The sequence below is a fragment of the Rhodohalobacter barkolensis genome, assembly GCF_002834295.1.
Taxonomy (GTDB): Bacteria; Bacteroidota; Rhodothermia; order Balneolales; family Balneolaceae; genus Rhodohalobacter; species Rhodohalobacter barkolensis.
In genome coordinates this window covers 505,659-524,417 of record NZ_PISP01000001.1, presented here as the reverse complement: position 1 = coordinate 524,417, position 18,759 = coordinate 505,659, and the positions used below count along the sequence as shown (strand labels likewise).

The window sequence follows — 18,759 nt, the reverse complement described above, 5'->3', positions numbered from 1 at the left end:
TTCGTTCAAACTGATCTTCACATTTCTGAATTAAAATCTTCTCTGGTATCTGAAACTTCCTTCAAGCTCTGCAAACTCTCTTCCGGCACCGGTTAACACACTATTGCTTCTGGTGCGCAGAGTAATATCAAAAGAATCTTTGTCCGTCAGGTTATAAGAGGAGTTCAGACTCCCTGTCAGCTGTTGGATATTTGTTTCCGTAAGTTGATCGCCCGGACCTATTCTCTCATTTATATTCCGGTTCATACCGGCATTGGCACTCACGTTTAAGCTCCGGTTAAAAAAGGCATAGCTGGTTCCCAAATTAAATCCGAAATTCTGTATCTCAATGCCATCAGAACTATTTGTCATGTAGTTAACCGAGGAGTTCAGGGTGAGTCCGATAGGAAGTGTAATCGCATAGTTTAAAGCAGAAGTAATCGATTCTGAGCCGTAATTATCAGCCGGCATCCCCCCCTGGTTATCAAACCTGCTTTCAATACTCATATATCCGCCGGTCAGAGAGATATTATGCGTTATCTCTTCACCCCGAAGTGTTAAACTGGGCTGAACCATCACATTATGTGATATTTGAGACTGACTACTGCCCGATGTCTGTCCGTCAATCTCTTCAGCTGTAATATTGTTCAGTACCAATCCGTATGTCGTGTTCAGGCTGAAGTCTTGCGATATAACGAACTGTACGTTGGAGTTCACATTTGTATTTCTTTGTGTCTGAACCCGATTTCCCAACAGGTTATCTCTGCCCAGTGCTATATTTGAACTGATATTAATCCGATTGTTCATCAACCTAAGAGTCGGGCTGATTTTAATTCTCTCCTGATCGTCACGAACGGTTCCTCTTCCCAGTGATTCAAAACCGGGTTGAATACGTTCATATCCTAATCCAAGACTAAACAGATCCAGGTTCATGCTGGCATCTGCTATTCCTGCATAGTTGATTCGTGTGCTGGTTCTTGGCGAATAAAATGTTGTGAAAAAAGATGGAATATTCACTTCATCCATCGATACCACTGAACTGTTGAGGTCGCGAGTGAAGATCGAGGCTGTAACCTGACTGCCAATCGTAAATCTTCCGTTAAACAGCTCAACTTGAAAATCCGGGGTCATTGTCAGATTTTCGCGGGGTTCGATATCCAGGTTCGATCCCGTAATGGAGTTTTTCTCATCTCTGGCATAAAACGTACTCAAATGGAAATAGGAGCTGGATGTACTCCCATAACCCAATTTCACCCCACCGGCCCACTGTTGAAAAGCCGGTCTTCTAAAACCTGATTCCAGGCTTGGACGTACCGCTCTCTTCGATCGGCCGCCCGTAATCTCCAATAGATAATTCCCGGGATCCATCCTTACATATCCACCGCGTATCGTAGCACCGCTCAAACCATATTCCGAAAATCTTGCGCTGACGTCGCCGGCCTGAATATTCAGCCATCTCCACGTTGCATTAAAACTGATGTTGTTCATGCTCTGCCGGAATTGAGAATCATCCGTAGAGTAGTTCATATTTATTCCTGAACTAAACCCAAACAGGTTGAAGTTCATGTTGGCGTTGGTCTGAATCATACCCGGAGCACGGCGGTTTTCAATCCCATCCACCGAATAGGCACTTGCCGTTAATCCAATGCTCCCTCCTGCCGTTGCAGTACTGATATTGGATTCTTCAAGAAATGTGCTGAACTGCCCGAATGCTCTCTGTGCCGAAGCGAGAGAGATCAGAGTGATGACCAACAAACTAATTTTTAATCTATGAGGCACTTCCCGAATATTTTTATTGCTATTTATTATGTAAGCGTAAGTACCTTCAAAAAACTTTCATTTATTTTTAGAATGTTTTCAATAGCAGATCTGATTATTCTGAACACCATACTGGATCTCCTTATAATCAGATTCTTCTTTGACGAAGATCGAACTTTTTTGATTTGAACCTGTACAAAACCGTATTATCAACCCTCATTTTCAGAACGAATTTTTTAAGCAGCAACCCCGATGACCGACTCACAGATTTTTAACCACATTGCATCAACACTCAATTTTTCATCCAAACAGGTAAAGACCGTTGCCGATTTTATTGATGAAGGCGCCACTATTCCGTTTCTGGCCCGCTACCGTCAGGAAGCCACCGGAGGATTAGATGAAGAGCAACTTCGTGCTGTCCGGGATGCGATCGAGTTCCAAAGAACCCTGGAAGACCGTAAGAAAACCGTTCTGAAAGCAATAGATGAACAGGATAAGCTGACCGATGAGCTGGAAGAAAAAATCAATGCGTGCAAAGATTTGAAAACGCTGGAGGATCTCTACCTGCCCTATAAGAGAAAGCGGAAAACACGCGGCGACATGGCTAAAGAGAAAGGTCTTGAACCGCTGGCTCAGATAATCTGGAATCAGGAGATTACCGAGGGTGACCCACTTAAATATGCTGAGGAGTACATCAACGAAGAGCATGAAATACCGGATGCTGAAACCGCACTCAAAACCTCCCTCGATATTGTTGCAGAATGGATCAATGAGTCGGTAGAGGTTCGGGATGAGCTGCGAACCATTATTCGCAAACATGGAATCATCAAATCCGAAAAAAATCCGGTTGTTGAAGGACGAACCAATTTTGAAGATTACTATGATTTTCAAAACCGGGTTCAATATCTGAAACCGCATCAGATACTGGCACTGAATCGCGGAGAGCGGGAAAACGTACTCTTTGTAAACCTGGAGCTGAATGAAAGTCGAACGCTTGAAAATATTGATGATGTAGTGATCAGCAATGATCTCTCCATTTTTATTCCCTTTTTGCAGGATGCCGTAGAGGATTCTTATAAACGACTGCTGATGCCATCCCTGGAGAGAGAGCTTCGCAATGAACTGACCGAGCAGGCTGATGAACATGCTATTCAGACATTTGCTACAAATCTAAAAAATTTACTGCTCCAGCCACCTTTAAAAGATCAGGTTGTGATGGGGGTTGATCCGGCTTTTCGAACCGGTTGCAAGTTGGCCATTATTGATGAGCTTGGAAAATACCAGGAAGGAACCACCATCTACCCCACTCCTCCACAGAATAAAGTAGAGCAGGGTGCAAAAGTGGTTAATCAACTGATTGATAAATATGGTGTCACTTTAATTGCTATTGGAAACGGAACGGCCAGTCGTGAAACTGAACAGTTTATTGCCGATGTCATTCAAAAGCGAAAAGAGCTGAATAAAAAAGAGAATCTGAACTATCTGATTATCAGTGAAGCAGGTGCTTCCGTTTACTCCGCATCAACGGTTGCACGTGAGGAGTTTCCGGATCTGGATGCACCACAACGAGGAAACATCTCCATTGCACGACGTGCCCAGGATCCATTGGCTGAACTCGTTAAAATTGATCCAAAATCGATTGGAGTCGGACTTTATCAGCATGATGTGAATCAAACCGAGCTCGCTAAAAAGCTGGATGATGTTGTAGAGAGCTGCGTGAACGAAGTGGGTGTGAACCTAAATACCGCCAGTGCTCCGCTACTGACTCATATTTCCGGATTAAGCCGGAATGTTGCCAAAAAAATTGTTGAATTCCGCGAAGCAAAAGGGAAATTCAACAACCGCGAACAGATTATGAAGATCTCAGGCGTAGGTGATTTCCGATTTCAGCAGGCGGCCGGGTTTATGAGAATTCCCGATGGCGAACACCCTCTCGACAATACCGCCATCCACCCGGAGAGTTACGAAGCGACCGAAAAACTCTGCAATCTCTTTGGAATTAACATCGATAAACTCTCATCCGAACAGAAGAAAATTGAATCCACATTTGCCGGCATCAACAAAAAAGAGGTAGCTGAGCAGGTTGGGATTGGAGTTCCAACACTTGAACTGATTCTCGAAAACCTTCAGAAACCCGGACGCGATCCCCGTGAATCTCTGCCGAAACCGCTTCTGCGACAGGATGTAATGAAGATGGAGGATCTCTCAACCGGAATGACTTTAGAGGGAACGGTTCGCAACGTGGTCGACTTTGGCGCTTTTGTTGATATCGGTGTAAAACAGGATGGACTGCTCCATATCTCAAATATGAGTAAAGGCCGCGAACGCGTGGAAGATCCTCATGATGTGGTTTCCGTAGGAGATATTATCAATGTGGAGATTACAAATATTGATGTGGAAAGAGGCCGAATTGGACTGGCGTTGGTTTAATTCAAAAAACCACAGAGTTGCTGCTTGGCTTACATATTTTTTTGAAAATTTCAGGTACAGACGGTTTTCAACTCCAAGTCCGTACCTGAATGGATTTACTGCATTCTGGGACGGGCTTCAAATTCACCATTTGTCACAGAAACTTCACGGTTAGGCACTTCCGGGTCAAAGTTCTCCTCACCGGCTGTAAAACTAAACGTTCCCTTTATAACATCGCTGCCCGACTCTGTAATCGTCAATGTTCCTGAATACTCTCCAAATAGTGTGCTATACTCTACGGAATTGTCAAACCCATCTTCGGTATCGGTGAAACTGGCTGTAAAATCAGAGTCCGGTTCGTTTCCGATGCTGTATGTTCCTGTTGAGGGCTGTTCAATTTCACTATCTGAAACGATCATAAACTGCAATGAAAAGGTTTGCGGATCAAAATCGTGGATGGAGATATCCCAGGAATACAAATTGTTCATGTTAAAACCGCTAAAATCAGCCATTCCTGATTTGCTGCCCTCAACATCTCCCGATACGCTAAAAGTTGCATTTCCAAGGCCCAAATCATCATTTCCAACCGACGATTCAGAACAGCTCAGAGTCAGTAGTCCGGCAATCCATGTTATTGCAATTAAATATGTTATTCTTCTCATTATTCTGCAGATCATTTTAATTTAAGATTATGTGTATACCTGCAATAGCGCAGAATAAAATCAAAGACTCTCATTTCCTGCAATTATTTTAAGTAACTGCGATCCAGATATTGATTCAGGCTATAAAATACCGCTACACTTTATTGAACTTGCCATAAAGTTTTCCTGTTTGTTTTAGCGATTCAAACACCTCTTTTATACATTTCAGGAAACGATCCATCAACGACAAGAAAAATTGATTATGTCTGCCAATATCACCGGAAAAGTGCTTAAAACTGTCAAGTCTCTCATAGGCAAACAGCCTGCTAAAAAGAAGGCAGACAAATATCACTTCAATCTCTACAACCGATATCCCATTACCTTGGTAAAAGGAAAAGGGGCTAAAGTTTGGGATGATGAACGGAATGAATATATCGATGCCCTGGCCGGGATTGCGGTTAACAGCCTCGGTCACTGTCATCCGCGCATCGTCAAAGCGATTCAGAAGCAGTCTGCCAGGTTGATGCACACCTCCAATTTCTACTACAACGAGCCGCAGAGTGATCTGGCTGAAAAGCTGGTTAAAGTATCCGGAATGGATCGGGCGTTTTTCTGCAATAGCGGTGCAGAAGCCGTTGAGGGTGCTATTAAACTGGCCCGCCGCTACTCCTATTTGAAAGGAAAAACCGGAACGGTACTTTCGATGGAACAGGCATTTCATGGACGCACGCTTGCAACCATCACCATGGGCAAGGATAAATATCGCGAAGGTTATGACCCTCTCCCATCCGGTTTCACACGAATTCCGTTTAACGATGTAAAAGCTCTGAAAAATGCGGTTGATGAACATATCGTAGGAATTATTCTCGAACCGATTCAGGGTGAAGGCGGAATAACTCCGGTTACAAAGGAGTTTCTGGAAACAGCAAGAGATCTTTGCGATAAAAATGACATTCCTCTCATTCTGGACGAAGTTCAAACCGGCATCGCCCGAACCGGAAAAATGTTTGCATTTCAGCACTATGGCATTGAACCCGATATCATTGCATCAGCCAAGGCGCTTGGTTCAGGTTTCCCCATTGGAGCCGTTATTGCTAAAGAGCAGTTTGCCAAGGCATTTTCCCCGGGCAATCATGGTACGACCTACGGTGGGAATCCACTGGCATGTGCAGCTGCGCTTGAAACTCTGAAAACCATTGAGGATGAAGAGATTTGTGAGAAAGCCCGTGTCCGGGGTGATTATATGATGCAGCGACTGAAGGATCTCTCCCAAAACTGGAATGCCATCAAAGAGGTACGCGGACTCGGACTGATGATCGGAGTAGAGCTTAACTTCCCGGGTCGAGAGGTTGTTGACGAGATGTTAAAGCGCGGTGTTCTCTCCAACTGTGCTTCCGAAGTGGTCATTCGAATAGTCCCTCCCCTCATCATTACAAAAGAGGAAATTGACCGGGTGATTGACGTGCTGGTGGAGTCGATTAAGGAAGTGGAGAAGTAAGGTTTACGGTATACGGTATTCGGTTTCCGCTATGCGGTTCATCATTCGGATATCTTGATGCTACGTTAACTAATCACCCCTGGTTCTTTATACCACAATGAACGCAAAGGTTATCACAATGGTCACCATGTTGTGAATCTTCTTTCTTATTTAAAAACCATTTTATTTATGAAGATTCGATTCGGGGTATCTATTCAGCTTAGAGACTGATGCTTCCCATTCCTTGAGTATATTTTATTTCACCCTATTGTTTGACTTTTTTATATAACCTGAGAGAAGTTTATTTAACTCTGCAGTATCTCTAATTGTCTTATTTAATGCATTAAACTATTATTTAACTGATTTAAGCCCTAAGTATAAGGTGAATAAATAGATATTATTTTTCCTGATTTTTACTAGATTATTAATAGTATTACTCATCCATAACAATTAACTCATTTCGTTATGAAACTATTAACTCTTTTAAGTCCTCTCTTGATAGTTAGTACAATATTTTTAACTAGCTGTGCAAGTTCAACAAGTTCGGATATTGACGAACTTATGGACGGGAAATTTACTGCAAAAGTTGAAGATGGAAATAATTTTGATGGTGATGCGCTTTTTGAAATTGCCGTTCCTACAAGAGATGGAGTTCAATATGTTTTAGAAGATTCAGTTTTATTCTTAACTCTTAAAACGGGAGAGATTACAAATACAAGAGAGTTTAATGGAGAAATAACTGAATACACCATTAATATCGGGTTATCTTTAAATTCACTTTGGAAAACTGACATAAATGAATTGGAATTAGGAACAACTTTCTTCCAAAATTTATTCATTCAGCCAAACACACTTGACGCCCACGATATTAAATCTGGTATTATTAAAATTGATGAAAAATCAGACGAATTATTGGTGGGAAGTTTTGAGCTTATTGCAGTAAATAGTTCAAATTACGAATCAAATATTTCTGGGGAATTTCGAGCAATCATAAAAGAGTAACTCACCCTACATAGCTGGTAAAATAGCAAGGCGTTTCAAGCTGACTCATTTAGATTTCGGGGCCTAAATTTTAACATATCGGCTTGCCGCTTAAACGCAAGGGCATTAAGTACCCTGCTCTATCAGGCTAGCTCTAACTCTCCTTCCAATAGTTTTCCTATCTGTTTTTTTGATGTTCCAAGTCGAAGAAGTGCTTTGATCATCAAATCCAACGATATCCCGGGATCGCCGCCCTCAAGCTTAGCAATGCGTGACTGGCTTGAGCCGATTGCCCGGGCAAGCTGTTCTTGTGTCCATCCTCTTTTTGCACGTTGAGTTTTTACCAGATTGCTAATGTCTAGTCGAATATCGATGTACGCTTCTTCTTCAGGCGTCAGTTCTAAGAAATCAGCCGCAGAGCCTACCCGATATCCTTTTTCTTCCAGTTTTTTTTGTTTTTTCTTTTCCATGAATAATTGTCTCTTAGTACTTTTTGTAACGTGCTAACCGCTTTTTGCATACATCGATTACTTTCTGCGGTGTTTTTTGAGTTTTCTTCGCAAAAAAAAACCAGAATCACTATGGCATCTTCATCGAGGAAATAGATGATTCTCCAAGTTTTGTTTTGGTCATTTATGCGAATTTCGTGGCAGCTATTACCAATCGATGGCATCGGCCTGGAATCGGGCAAATCTAGCAGTTCGCCTTTTTGTAGTCTTCTGAGTAGAAAACCGGCTTTTAATCTGGCATCAACAGAAAAAGGCGGTGTTTTCACTTCGCCTTGAATCCATACTAATGGTTTATCATTTTCAGACATGACTAAATATGTCGAAATTGACATAAACAAGCAATAGATCAGTCAGGTTCTTAACCAACAAATCAACCGGTCACCGCCTTGCTTTTTCGATGGAATCTGATAGATTAGGGAATCAACATTTACCAAATAAATTGACAACGGCGCCGCTTATTTACCAAACCGTTATGCAACTAAAATCCTAAAATTGAATTTCAAATGAGTTTTCTACAAAATCTTATTGGCGATTATTCAGCAGGCAAGCCAAAAAATTTTGATCTGATTGCTACTGAATTACATAACGGTAAAACATCCTTACAGGTAAATAAAAAACTAATGGAAGACGAAGGGCTTTCAAGACTTGCAGCTGGAAATATGGTGGAAAATGTTCAAAGAAAAATTAAAATGATTAAGATCAATGTTAGATCTGGAGCATTTTTTACTGTTATTGGTGTACTTTCGCTTTTATTCAATCCAGGAGCAATTGTGACCTACGTAATACTTTTCGGTGGTGGTATTCAACTTTACGCGGGTATGAAAGAAAGAAAAGGGTATAAAAAGATCGTTGCATAACACCATTAAATAGGACTTTGTGAAGTAAATAGTATTCTCCCACTTTTAATAAAGCTTTTTTTCAAGAGGAGAACTGTACATACCGACTTCAGTTTCATTCATATAAAGTAAAAAATCAACCCAACGTGAATCTGATCACAATCACAGAACCTCTCTTGAATACTTTAGTGGTTTGGTATTGAGACATTCTTACATGTTTATCATCCTTTTTTGTATGGTGTTCATCCCTCTCTACGCTCATATTCTCCTCTAATCTGATTAACACTCGCATTGATTAGCAATCCGGTGTAAAATCAGGTCATTTCTTAATAATTAATAAAGGAGGGAATTATGGGATTCCAGCGATGTTTTTCAATCTGTACTATTTCGACATGCATACTTTTATTGGCTGGTTGCAGTGATACATCACTTATAGATCACGGGCAAGATCTTCAACCGACTACAATACTTGAAAAGGGAGCCGAACTGCCTGATATGAAATATTCGGAAGGTGATGCAACCGTTTTGAAAGCGGTTAAACAGGCTACATCTAGATTTAATTCGACAACACAAGCAACTAAAGCGGGTTATGTCAACTTGGAAGAATGTATCTCATCCGAAAGTGGCGGTATGGGCTATCACTGGTTGAATGAAGATTGGGTTGATCCTGTATTTGATCCGCTTCAGCCGGAGGCTGTTGTTTATGAAGCCGACAAGAATGGTAACATGAAACTCGTAGCAGTGGAATATATCGTAATTGATATAGGTCAGGATCATCCGCATTTTGGCGACTATCCCCTCGACGTTGGCGGCACTCCTGTCCCTGTTGATCACTACAGCCTTCACGTTTGGCTCTACAAAGATAATCCGAACGGAATCTTCACACCTTTTAATCCAAATGTGAGCTGTAATTAAGGGAGAAGCGTAACGCCCGTCAGACCGCTCAAGGCGGTCTGACGGATTAATATCTTAGGCCCCACCGGGTGTGGCTCCGCCGGCCATCAGATAGACGCCAAGAATAACCAAAACAACCGCCAGGAAGATTTGAAGTCTGGCCGCACGAATTTTTTGGGCAGCCATCCATCCGCCTACCGTTCCAATCAGCAGTGGAACAACTAAAAAGAGAGCCAGCCACCAGTCAACAGCATCATGGATCATATATCCGGCTGTTGCCATTCCCGAGATAAAAATAGATTGTACCTGTGCCAGCGCAACGGATAGAAGCATTGGAACGCCCAGAACAACCAAAATGGGAACGGCCAATACTGGTCCGCCAACTCCGAGAAGTCCGCCCGGCAGCCCTACGGCAATCCCAACCCCCCCTAGATAGAGCATGCCTTTAAGTGTATCCATCTGAAGCTTTTTTTCGGGTGCCAATTTATTTTTCTGACGATAGAGAATCAGCAGTCCGGTAAAGAAAACAAAAAGCCCAAGCAGAACGGCAAATGTAGCTGCATCCAGCAGAGTATTGATTTGAGATCCCACAAATGCACCGATCACCGAGGCTATACTGAGAACAAACGCTCCTTTCATCGCTTCTTTGGTTCCAAGATGCCCGGAGCGAAGATAGCCGAGGCTTCCAACAATCCCGGTTGCAATAAATGTAGCACTTGCTGTTCCGGCTACAGTACTCGGATCGAGAGGTAAAAGAGCAAAAAGCGCAATGGTTACAAAAATTCCGCCCGGTCCGATGGTTGTAATACAAAAACCCCCGATCAGGGCGATCACAAACATCAGGATCGCCATTTCGGGGCTCATAGAAAGATTACCTAGAAATAGAAGTGTGTTAAATAAATTCATTAAGTGTGATTAATTACGCCAACATTCCACCAAAAATAGCCTGCATAACGCCTTTTCCGGAATTAATCGCAATATAGATAGAGAAAATCACCAAAACACTGTTTGCTATATTTAGCTTCCAGTTGTTGGTCTCAGTTCCCATTAGCTTTCTATCATTTACAGCCCAGAAAAGTAGTGCTGCTGTTATTGGTAGGCCAAACACACCGTTATACGCCGGGAACAGAGTAACCATTTCAACAACGCTCAGTCCGGTAATCTGTGATACAAGCGGAGAGAACATACCGATTCCAATTCCGCCGGCAAAGATCAGCTTAAACGCTTTACTGCTTCCGTCTTTATGGTCGATATCCAATGCTTCCAGAATCATGAATGGAACCGTCCACATGATTGGAACAATACTGTTGAAAGCAGCCGCAATTACACCAATCAGGAAAACGATCATAGCCCACTGCCCTAAAACAATTTCCAGAGCTTCGCCCGGTGCTACAAATGATGAGAGTTCCGTGTATCCTGCAGGACGCAGAACGGCAGCGGCTACAATGATAATGGCAAGTGTAATCAAACCGCCTACAGTATAACCCATGGCAAGATCTGTACGCATCATTTTCACATGCTTTATACTGTTCCACCCTTTTCGTTTCACAAGTATGGATTCAAGAAAAAAGTTGGGCCACAGAGCTGTGGTTCCCAAAATAGCTGCCCCAAGAAGCATCGCTCCCACATCCGGAATGGAAGGAACAAATCCTTTTGCAACTTCCATCATATCTGGTCCGCTGGCTCCGGCTACGATAATGTAGAGAATAAGCAGAAGGAACATCATTCCTGTCATAACCTTCTCAACGTAATTGTAATTAAGAACTCCAACTACGATTGCAAGTATACCCGTAACTACAGCAAGCGGCTGCCAGGGCAGTGCGCCGGCAGTTAAAATTTCCACACTCTTACCCACAGCAGCGGTAAGTGCCAATGTCCAGGCAATACACCCGATGGATAAGAAAAGAGCAATGGTAAGCGCTCCGTTTTTACCCAATTTTTTCCGGATAAAAGTCATCAGTGTATCGCCGAAAATACCCAGCCGTGCACTCATATCCTGTGCCATAAAGCCGAGAAGAACAGCACCAAGTACTGCCCAAATGAGAACATATCCGTATTCAACGCCTGCCTGACTGGCTATAAAAATTGAGCCTGAGCCAAAGTAGCTGGCGACCATAATAAAAGACAGACCATACTTGTCAAAGAAGTTTGCAAAAAATTCCTTCATAGAGATGATTCAGTTTTGATTTGGTTAATTGTAAACTTGTGTTTCAGATCGATTCCGAATGTTCAGTTCGTTCACAAGTGGATTTAGAAAAGATGATTGAAATGAGATAAAGCTTTTGTTGATATTACTTTTTATGACTTGAGAGTTCCCTAAATGCTTTTATTTGTCATCTTATTTTCTGAGCCGGCTTAAACTAAACATTAAATAGCAAAAAGGTAAATTTAATTAGGGCTTATTTACTTTAAAACCCTTTTCTCTATGGTTATAATGCAAATTATCCGGAAAAAGTTTGGTATTTAACTAATGAAATTCCCATAGTGGCTTTAAACGATGAACTATGTATTTATATGTTTTGAAAAGCTATAATGTCATCTTGCATAGATTGAATAATCTCTCCACATCATATTTATCAAGGGCCTACAGATTCTTCGTTTTACTCAGAATGACCAAACTTTTTAATAAGGTCTTCTATTCATCAAGAAATGCACATTATGAAAGCTTGTAGGTTTCCTTCTTCTCCTCAACCCTGGTAATCACTTGCTCTCTTTGCATAAATTCGATCACCTGTTTCAACTTTTCCCGATCCCAATCTGTTCGGTTTTGAATTGTCTGAATATCGTGAGCGCCGGACATCAAAATCTCTTTTACCTTTTTGATATCTGAATCCGTAACCGCTCCCAGTTTCTCTTTGCTGATATATTTACAGTTATCACAGTTGCCACACGGCCGGGCATCCGTCTCTCCGAAATAGGTTCGTAAATAGACTTCCCTGCATCCTTGAGTGGAGGCATAACCATCCATATACTCCAATTTTTTGAGCAGCACATCTCTATAGTGATAGGCTTTTTTCTGATCGATGTGCAGATTCGGCATTCGTGGGTTCATGAGTCTCACCAAAGGTTTTTCCCCGATATATTTTACCTTCAATATTTGGTCATGCTCACTAAACACCCGAAGTGCTTTTCGAAGTTGATTTGAGTTTATGCTAAGCTTATCCGTCAGATACTGCGTTTCGATATAGTGAAAATCTGCAAAAGACGGAGGACCGTAAATTCTGAAAAGCTGATCCAGGAATTCTCCTTTTTTAGATTCAAGTTCATCCACCTTATCTCTCACATACGATCGGCTCACTAAAAAATGAATGCCTACTTTAGACCGATAGAGGTCAGTCAGCTCTAAAATTTCCAGTCGCTGCAGAACTTCCACACCCACTTGAATTTCCCTTTCAGTAAACCCGGAACGCTTTGCAACAGCTTTGTAATCCACGGGCTCCATAGCTTCATGTTCGCTGCCAACAGCTAAATTCAGTTCATCACACAACGCCATGTAGATCTTGTTAAGCATTTCATACTCGGGATAGGATCGTAAAATCCTGGATTTCAAAAGATCAACATCACTCTTTTTATAAATCAGGATTGGATAGCTTGTCTCTCCATCCCTGCCGGCACGCCCTGCCTCCTGGTAATAAGCCTCCAGGGTATAAGGCATGGAGTAGTGAACCACAAAACGACAATCAGGTTTATCAATCCCCATTCCAAACGCATTGGTTGCCACCACCAGCGGTACCTCACCGGATATCCACTGATTCTGTATTTTTTCACGAACGCCGCTGTCTAATCCGGCGTGATACGGTTTAGACAATATTCCCTTATTCGTGAAAAAATCTGCCCAGTACTGACAATCTTTCCGCGTATTGGAGTAGACAATTCCGCTGCCCAGTTTGATCCCTTTTTTTACGGCATTAATCAGAAGGTCTCTCTTCTTTTGAGTCTCATTAACCCACCAATGAAGATTCGGGCGTTTAAATCCACCGGATATTACGTTAGGTTCATCAAACCGAAGGGATTGCAGCAAATCTTTTTTTACCTCCGGAGTTGCCGTTGCCGTAAGTGCAATCCAACGGACCTGATCACCCAACTGAGAAAGTTCTTCTCTGATATTCCGATAACTGGGCCTAAAATCGTGTCCCCACTCCGAAATACAGTGAGCTTCATCAACTGCAATCTGTTCAATATTTAGATTTGGAAGTTCTGCCTGCCATCTTTGAGTAGCAAGCCGTTCCGGAGCAATATAGAGCAGTTTATACATCCCGTTTCGGGCATTGACCAATCTCTGCTCAACTTCGTGACCCGGAATGGTACTGTTGATAAAAGTAGATCTGATTCCCAATTTTTGCAGTTGATCCACCTGATCCTGCATCAAAGCCACCAAGGGTGAAATAACGATCGTTAAACCCTCAAAAACTACTGCCGGAACTTGGTAGCATAGAGACTTTCCGCCGCCTGTAGGAAAGAGTACGAGGGTCTGATTTCCATCCAATACAGACTGAATCGCCTCATCCTGTCCGGGACGGAAATCATCATATCCCCAATATTTTTTTAATGCACTCCTGGCATCCTCGATGGTTGGCTGACTCATTTTTTAAACTGACGGTATCTTTTACATACTATTTGCTGTCACTCAATCTAACGATTTGAGAGAGAAAATAAATCTGTAAATAAACCGGACTATCGAATCATTACCGATCCGGTTTTGCTTTGTCTTCAGACCAAACCGCAAACTCGTTTCCGTTGGGATCAGAGAAGTGAAACCTGCAACCACCGGGAAAAGAGAAGATCTCCCGAATAATCTTGCCCCCGGCAGATTTCACGTCTTCTAAAGATTTTTCCAGATCTGAGCTGTATAGAACAACCAATACACTACCGTTAGCCGTGGAGCAATATTTATCTGACTTGAAAAAACCGCCATCAATCCCGGCGTTTTCAAAAGAAACATACTCCGGGCCGTAGTCAACAAACGACCATCCAAACACAGACTTAAAAAATCTCTTGGTTTCCTCAAGATCTCGCGAAGGCATCTCGATATAGTTAATCTTTCCTGATTCTTTCATAGCTACGTTGTGATTGATTGACATTTGAATTGGTTATTCCTAATCCCGATCTTTAATCTTTGATTTATCATCAGGATGAATAGAGTTGACCCTGTTTTAATTAGGGAATGGATTTGTGCAGCAGAAATCATTCTACCAAAGATCGCCGGTATTGAATCCTCCACATTAGCTGCCAGGTTTCACCATCATCTTCCAATCTCTGCCAGTCCCAGCTCAGCGAATCTTCCGTAATGTCGTAGAAGACCATCCGCTGCAACAACCGGCTGCCGTTCGAGCTAATCGCAGTTCGATAGAAAATTCGATTGCCCCCGTCAATATCTCCGGTAAAATCGAGATAAGCTCCTCCATTATCCACCCAGGTCTGTTTCCACTCACCGGTTTGTGAATTGTATACGGAATAACTTTTCCCTACATACCCGGCCATATCTCCTGTCAGGGCTTCAAAGTTCTCTTCTATCACATGACCGTCGAGTATACGGCGCACTCTGTTTTTTCCTGATGTAGTGGTACCGTCTTCATTCTGCCAGGTAAGATCCCATTCACCCAGCCAGAAATCAAAAGCATGTTCCGGTAATGTATTATCCGTACCGGTCTGTCCAATTATTTGACCGGGCAGACCAATCAGGATTAGAAGTGCAGCTACCAGGAAAGCATGAGATTTACGTTTCATAATCGACCTGTCTGATCATTTTGATTAAAAAATTTCACTGATTGGATAAACATATACCAGGTAGAGGTAGAAGAATGCCAGCGAGATAACCAAAACAATTATTCCAAGAACGGAGGAGCTCACTTTAATTCCGCTTGCTGAGGCTTCAAATTCTGTTACCGCGGCATCCACGTCTACCGATCCCTCATCCGGTCCCCTCGTCATCGATTTGTAAAATTGAATTCCCGAAAAGCAGATACCGCAAAACACCATCAGTAAAACCCCGAAAAAGATCATTTTGGAGGAGGTAAGCTGCCACAAAAAAACATTTTGACGATGCTCAAATCCTGATACCCGGTACTTATAGTAGGCCTGCATTGCTTTCTGATACATTTCAACGGTGGAATCATCCAGAGCCTGCTGGAGGGCTATGGGCGGAGGAGCCACAATGGAATCGGGTACGGTGTCAGAATTCTGCATATCCTGCTGCATTTGGTTTAGAATATCATTTACCCGGGAGGACTGATCATCTACACCATTCTGTGCAACTGCTGAACAAACCGGCAGTGCAACAACCGCAGCCAGCAGTACCATTCGATAAAATATTGAGTTAGAATCTTTCATAGTAGAATCATCTGTTTGAATTGAAAATTGGGTTGGATCTATTCGGTGAGATGTTCAAGAAACGTGTATCGAAAATTCACTTCCTCATACATCGAAAGATCAGCGCTTTCTTCGTATGACATATATGCGGCGTAAGATTCTTCATCCAGAAGAGCATCAATTCGTTCCAACAACCGATTCCCATGGTGTTCAATCCAACTATTCAAGCGCTGTAACCACTCCCCATTTACGGCTGCTTCACTTCCGACAAATCCCGGAGGATTGGCAGCCTGAACCTGGTTAAAAAATGCTTGTGTATATGTTGTATCACCTGTTGCCGGGTCAATCCTGTACCTATTAAATCCACTTGAACTTCCCGGTGAAAGAATCCCTTCTATTGAGCCATCCGAATAGTGCAGTTCTAGTGTGCCGTCAGGCTTCACTTTTTTATCAATGATCTCTTTGTCACCATCAAATTCTGAAAACTGAGTATTTGTCGTATCTGCGCTCTCTTCTTGTGGTGTGGTCTCATTTTGATTTGTGGCTCTTTCGGCATTCACTGCTTCAATAAGGGCTAATCTCTCTGCCCGTCCCAACGTTAGCGTCTGTGGCGGCGAAAAAAAGTTTAATTTTACAGGCAGAAAGAACTCAAAAAGCAGATCATTTTGTGAGTTCACGGCCCGTACTCTGATTTGATCTACAGTGGCATCTTTCGACTGAATGGTAAAGTTTGCAGATCCACGTCCTCTGCCCCGATAAACAGGTGAGCCGCTCGCCGAATAGTTCGGTGTAAGACTGCCGGAGGTAAAAGGCCTTACAAAGATCTTTACCCCTTCAGAATTGTTCATTTCATATTCAAAGGATATCGTCACTTGCCGGCCAAATGCCAGGCTCGCCTGTGAATCCGGAGAGATCTCCGTTATGGAAATAGATTGTGCAGCAATATCTGCACATAGCATACATAGGATCGTTGTAATAATGATTTCTCTCATAATAATTCTCCATTACTATTCTGATTGAATTCTCTTGTTCTTTTTTGATCAATCTACAGGCCAAACAGCACCTGATGTTTCACAACTCTCTCCTGATAAATAGTCCGTAAGTTGTGCTCATTTGATTTGAGAACCCACCAACACACCGGCCCCTATACTGGCCCCGATTACGCCCCATCTTGGAAACCCAAAGTCAATTGAAGGCGGTTGCTCAAGCAGTTCAATGTATTTCGTGTTGATGTCTTCATATTTTGTAAAAGCCTCTTCATACCCCATTTGGTACGCTTCCGCTTTCTCACGTTCCAGTGTAAAAAGGCTGTCCTGAAGTACAATTACCTCCTGGTTCAGGCTGTCTACCATCTGAAGCTTATCCCGCTGCTCCATGTACGAAATGGAGTTTTGATGGTCGATAATAAACGTTTCACTAAACCAGAGAGGCACCAGCAGGTATTCAATACCGATATCGGCTTCCTCATTATAAACCTCGGTAACGCCCCAATCCGATTGTGCCATCTCGGGGAAGGTCTCAGCCAGCCTTTCCTGTAAATCCTCTTTTTTTCGAATATTCCGGACGGTCAGCTGATTTTTCTCACGCTCTTCTTCCAGATCTTGCACTTCCATCCTCAAACGGGATGTTTCAGATTCCAACTGATTTACCTGAGAAGTAAGCATGGCTTGCATGGAATCCTTCAGAGAAACAACTGCCTTTATTGAGTCGCGTGAGGCCCGAAGCTCCTGCATTTCAAGCTGTGCTCGCTGTATCTCTTCCCGGTCAATTCCCCGCCCCAGGATAAATGAAAGGGCAATGGCTAAAAGTCCGGCGACAATACTTACGATAATCAGTCCTTTTTTTAAACTATCCATTTCGAACCTCCAGCTTATTATCTGTAACTTTTTTAAACCCAAGTGCCGTGCCAATTTTCTTCACCAGACTCTTATTTCCCTCTACAAAATCGTAGCTGATCTGATGACCATTCTTCACTGCATCCCTCAGCCTGATATACGTACCCCGGTTGTCACGCTCTAACTCCTGGATTAACCCCTTCACCATACTTCCGGCCGAAACATTCATTTTATTAAGCTCTTTTGCATTCTCCTCGAACAGGTTGTCTATTTCTGATTCACTCATTTTTTTTGTTTTCTCAGCAGGATGAATCTCCTCTGGATTTACAAAATCAAGGTTACATTCCTCACGCAGCCGTTCCCACAGAGCAGGCATTGGCGCCGGATCCGATTTATCTTTACGGACCATGGCATGGCCTATAATGCCGCGAAAATCTTTTAGCTTTTGTCCGTAGTAGTTCAGAGGTTCAGACGGCACACGGCGGGGAATATTAAACCGGTCGCATAATGTATTGATCAAGACTATCAGCGAGGAAATCTGTTCAGGTTCATACCTGTCAAAGATGCGGTAACCGCGATAATCCATTCCGGCATCAAATATTTCATCGGCAGATTTGACCGTTTTTGGGGAGACCCGGTCGAAACAGTAGTAAACTCCATCCTTCTCCATGATGCCACCTTCGCTCGCCAGTTCAATGCCGATAAACCGTTTTTCAAAAGCGATTTTTTCCTCATATTCCCAGGGAAGTCCAAATTGCCAGGCCCAGTTTTCAGGATCAAACATTTGATAGAGTGTACCATCCCGACCAATCATATACGCCGTTCCTACCATCTGAGAATCTTGCAGCCACCAGTTATAGGTTGATTTCACAGAACCACCCACCGTGTGATGTATACAGATTCCCGATTTCTCATCTTTCACAGTGAAAAATTCCGATTCCGGAAGCAAAAAATCCCTTTTTATGTCTAATGCCATATTTTTATCTCCCTCTACTTTTTGATTTGATTAAACATTTAACCTCAATCCGATTAATAATCTTCCTTTTGGATCCTTCAAGTCCCCTCCTTCTCAAGGAGGAGATTAAGGCCTGCCTGCGTTAGAGCTTCGGTAGGCAGCCCAAATAAGATGAC

The 18,759-nt window shown here is 42.6% G+C and carries 17 protein-coding genes and 1 pseudogene; 5 read left to right on the top strand and 13 right to left on the bottom strand.

Annotated features, from left to right (window positions below; genetic code table 11):
* Window positions 1–30: 30 nt before the first annotated feature.
* Window positions 31–1,758 carry a hypothetical protein gene (locus CWD77_RS02115; protein WP_133120153.1) on the bottom strand — a complete coding sequence of 576 codons (1,728 nt, stop codon included), beginning with the start codon at window positions 1,756–1,758 and terminating at the stop codon, window positions 31–33.
* Between the two features lie 231 nt (window positions 1,759–1,989).
* Between CWD77_RS02115 and CWD77_RS02110 the strand changes: the two genes are divergently transcribed.
* Window positions 1,990–4,167: a Tex family protein gene (locus CWD77_RS02110; RefSeq protein ID WP_101071575.1), complete on the top strand. Its 2,178-nt coding sequence runs from the start codon at window positions 1,990–1,992 to the stop codon at window positions 4,165–4,167.
* A gap of 95 nt (window positions 4,168–4,262) precedes the next feature.
* Here CWD77_RS02110 and CWD77_RS02105 read toward each other — a convergent pair whose 3' ends face one another.
* Window positions 4,263–4,808: a DUF6252 domain-containing protein gene (locus tag CWD77_RS02105; RefSeq protein WP_101071574.1), complete on the bottom strand. Its 546-nt coding sequence runs from the start codon at window positions 4,806–4,808 to the stop codon at window positions 4,263–4,265.
* 241 nt (window positions 4,809–5,049) lie between these two features.
* On the opposite strand from CWD77_RS02105, the gene CWD77_RS02100 reads away from it, so the two are divergent.
* Window positions 5,050–6,285 carry an aspartate aminotransferase family protein gene (locus CWD77_RS02100; RefSeq protein WP_101071573.1) on the top strand — a complete coding sequence of 412 codons (1,236 nt, stop codon included), beginning with the start codon at window positions 5,050–5,052 and terminating at the stop codon, window positions 6,283–6,285.
* A 444-nt stretch (window positions 6,286–6,729) separates the two neighbouring features.
* A complete protein-coding gene (locus CWD77_RS02095) occupies window positions 6,730–7,266 on the top strand; it encodes a hypothetical protein (RefSeq protein ID WP_133120152.1) in 537 nt (178 codons plus the stop codon).
* Window positions 7,267–7,388: 122 nt separating this feature from the next.
* Here the strand turns inward: CWD77_RS02095 and CWD77_RS02090 are convergent, their stop codons facing one another.
* Together CWD77_RS02090 and CWD77_RS02085 are read right to left on the bottom strand one after the other, a co-directional pair.
* Window positions 7,389–7,715 (bottom strand): helix-turn-helix domain-containing protein, encoded by a 327-nt coding sequence (locus tag CWD77_RS02090; RefSeq protein ID WP_101071571.1) that lies wholly within the window; start codon window positions 7,713–7,715, stop codon window positions 7,389–7,391.
* Window positions 7,716–7,728: 13 nt separating this feature from the next.
* Window positions 7,729–8,062 (bottom strand): annotated as a pseudogene (locus CWD77_RS02085) (type II toxin-antitoxin system RelE/ParE family toxin).
* A gap of 195 nt (window positions 8,063–8,257) precedes the next feature.
* Here CWD77_RS02085 and CWD77_RS02080 point away from each other — a divergent pair.
* Window positions 8,258–8,611 (top strand): hypothetical protein, encoded by a 354-nt coding sequence (locus CWD77_RS02080; protein ID WP_101071570.1) that lies wholly within the window; start codon window positions 8,258–8,260, stop codon window positions 8,609–8,611.
* 474 nt (window positions 8,612–9,085) lie between these two features.
* The gene (locus CWD77_RS02075; RefSeq protein WP_133120151.1) at window positions 9,086–9,505 is read left to right on the top strand and encodes a hypothetical protein; all 420 of its coding nucleotides are present in this window, start codon (window positions 9,086–9,088) and stop codon (window positions 9,503–9,505) included.
* 54 nt (window positions 9,506–9,559) lie between these two features.
* On the opposite strand, the gene CWD77_RS02070 is transcribed toward CWD77_RS02075, so the two are convergent.
* The 9 genes from CWD77_RS02070 to CWD77_RS02030 all read right to left on the bottom strand — a co-directional run bounded on the left by CWD77_RS02070 (window position 9,560) and on the right by CWD77_RS02030 (window position 18,604).
* On the bottom strand, window positions 9,560–10,390 hold the full coding sequence (locus tag CWD77_RS02070) for a sulfite exporter TauE/SafE family protein (protein ID WP_206017927.1): 831 nt from the start codon (window positions 10,388–10,390) through the stop codon (window positions 9,560–9,562).
* Window positions 10,391–10,403: 13 nt separating this feature from the next.
* The gene (locus CWD77_RS02065; RefSeq protein ID WP_101071567.1) at window positions 10,404–11,651 is read right to left on the bottom strand and encodes an Nramp family divalent metal transporter; all 1,248 of its coding nucleotides are present in this window, start codon (window positions 11,649–11,651) and stop codon (window positions 10,404–10,406) included.
* A 489-nt stretch (window positions 11,652–12,140) separates the two neighbouring features.
* A complete protein-coding gene (locus tag CWD77_RS02060) occupies window positions 12,141–14,069 on the bottom strand; it encodes a RecQ family ATP-dependent DNA helicase (protein WP_101071566.1) in 1,929 nt (642 codons plus the stop codon).
* A gap of 100 nt (window positions 14,070–14,169) precedes the next feature.
* Window positions 14,170–14,541 (bottom strand): VOC family protein, encoded by a 372-nt coding sequence (locus CWD77_RS02055; RefSeq protein WP_101071565.1) that lies wholly within the window; start codon window positions 14,539–14,541, stop codon window positions 14,170–14,172.
* 127 nt (window positions 14,542–14,668) lie between these two features.
* The gene (locus CWD77_RS02050) at window positions 14,669–15,211 is read right to left on the bottom strand and encodes a DUF1579 family protein (protein WP_101071564.1); all 543 of its coding nucleotides are present in this window, start codon (window positions 15,209–15,211) and stop codon (window positions 14,669–14,671) included.
* Window positions 15,212–15,235: 24 nt separating this feature from the next.
* Complete coding sequence (locus CWD77_RS02045) at window positions 15,236–15,814, bottom strand: hypothetical protein (protein ID WP_101071563.1); 579 nt, start codon at window positions 15,812–15,814, stop codon at window positions 15,236–15,238.
* 38 nt (window positions 15,815–15,852) lie between these two features.
* A complete protein-coding gene (locus tag CWD77_RS02040) occupies window positions 15,853–16,785 on the bottom strand; it encodes a hypothetical protein (protein WP_133120150.1) in 933 nt (310 codons plus the stop codon).
* Window positions 16,786–16,902: 117 nt separating this feature from the next.
* Window positions 16,903–17,649 (bottom strand): coiled-coil domain-containing protein, encoded by a 747-nt coding sequence (locus CWD77_RS02035; protein ID WP_101071561.1) that lies wholly within the window; start codon window positions 17,647–17,649, stop codon window positions 16,903–16,905.
* Window positions 17,642–18,604 (bottom strand): N-acetylmuramoyl-L-alanine amidase, encoded by a 963-nt coding sequence (locus tag CWD77_RS02030; RefSeq protein WP_101071560.1) that lies wholly within the window; start codon window positions 18,602–18,604, stop codon window positions 17,642–17,644. Before CWD77_RS02030 ends, CWD77_RS02035 begins: the two co-directional genes overlap by 8 nt.
* Window positions 18,605–18,759: the final 155 nt, after the last annotated feature.

Coding starts and splice junctions, on each gene's coding strand:
- CWD77_RS02110 (WP_101071575.1), top strand. CDS start 1,990: ATGACCGACTCACAGATTTTTAACCACATTGCATCAACACTCAATTTT.
- CWD77_RS02105 (WP_101071574.1), bottom strand. CDS start 4,808: ATGAGAAGAATAACATATTTAATTGCAATAACATGGATTGCCGGACTA.
- CWD77_RS02100 (WP_101071573.1), top strand. CDS start 5,050: ATGTCTGCCAATATCACCGGAAAAGTGCTTAAAACTGTCAAGTCTCTC.
- CWD77_RS02095 (WP_133120152.1), top strand. CDS start 6,730: ATGAAACTATTAACTCTTTTAAGTCCTCTCTTGATAGTTAGTACAATA.
- CWD77_RS02090 (WP_101071571.1), bottom strand. CDS start 7,715: ATGGAAAAGAAAAAACAAAAAAAACTGGAAGAAAAAGGATATCGGGTA.
- CWD77_RS02080 (WP_101071570.1), top strand. CDS start 8,258: ATGAGTTTTCTACAAAATCTTATTGGCGATTATTCAGCAGGCAAGCCA.
- CWD77_RS02075 (WP_133120151.1), top strand. CDS start 9,086: ATGAAATATTCGGAAGGTGATGCAACCGTTTTGAAAGCGGTTAAACAG.
- CWD77_RS02070 (WP_206017927.1), bottom strand. CDS start 10,390: ATGAATTTATTTAACACACTTCTATTTCTAGGTAATCTTTCTATGAGC.
- CWD77_RS02065 (WP_101071567.1), bottom strand. CDS start 11,651: ATGAAGGAATTTTTTGCAAACTTCTTTGACAAGTATGGTCTGTCTTTT.
- CWD77_RS02060 (WP_101071566.1), bottom strand. CDS start 14,069: ATGAGTCAGCCAACCATCGAGGATGCCAGGAGTGCATTAAAAAAATAT.
- CWD77_RS02055 (WP_101071565.1), bottom strand. CDS start 14,541: ATGAAAGAATCAGGAAAGATTAACTATATCGAGATGCCTTCGCGAGAT.
- CWD77_RS02050 (WP_101071564.1), bottom strand. CDS start 15,211: ATGAAACGTAAATCTCATGCTTTCCTGGTAGCTGCACTTCTAATCCTG.
- CWD77_RS02045 (WP_101071563.1), bottom strand. CDS start 15,814: ATGAAAGATTCTAACTCAATATTTTATCGAATGGTACTGCTGGCTGCG.
- CWD77_RS02040 (WP_133120150.1), bottom strand. CDS start 16,785: ATGAGAGAAATCATTATTACAACGATCCTATGTATGCTATGTGCAGAT.
- CWD77_RS02035 (WP_101071561.1), bottom strand. CDS start 17,649: ATGGATAGTTTAAAAAAAGGACTGATTATCGTAAGTATTGTCGCCGGA.
- CWD77_RS02030 (WP_101071560.1), bottom strand. CDS start 18,604: ATGGCATTAGACATAAAAAGGGATTTTTTGCTTCCGGAATCGGAATTT.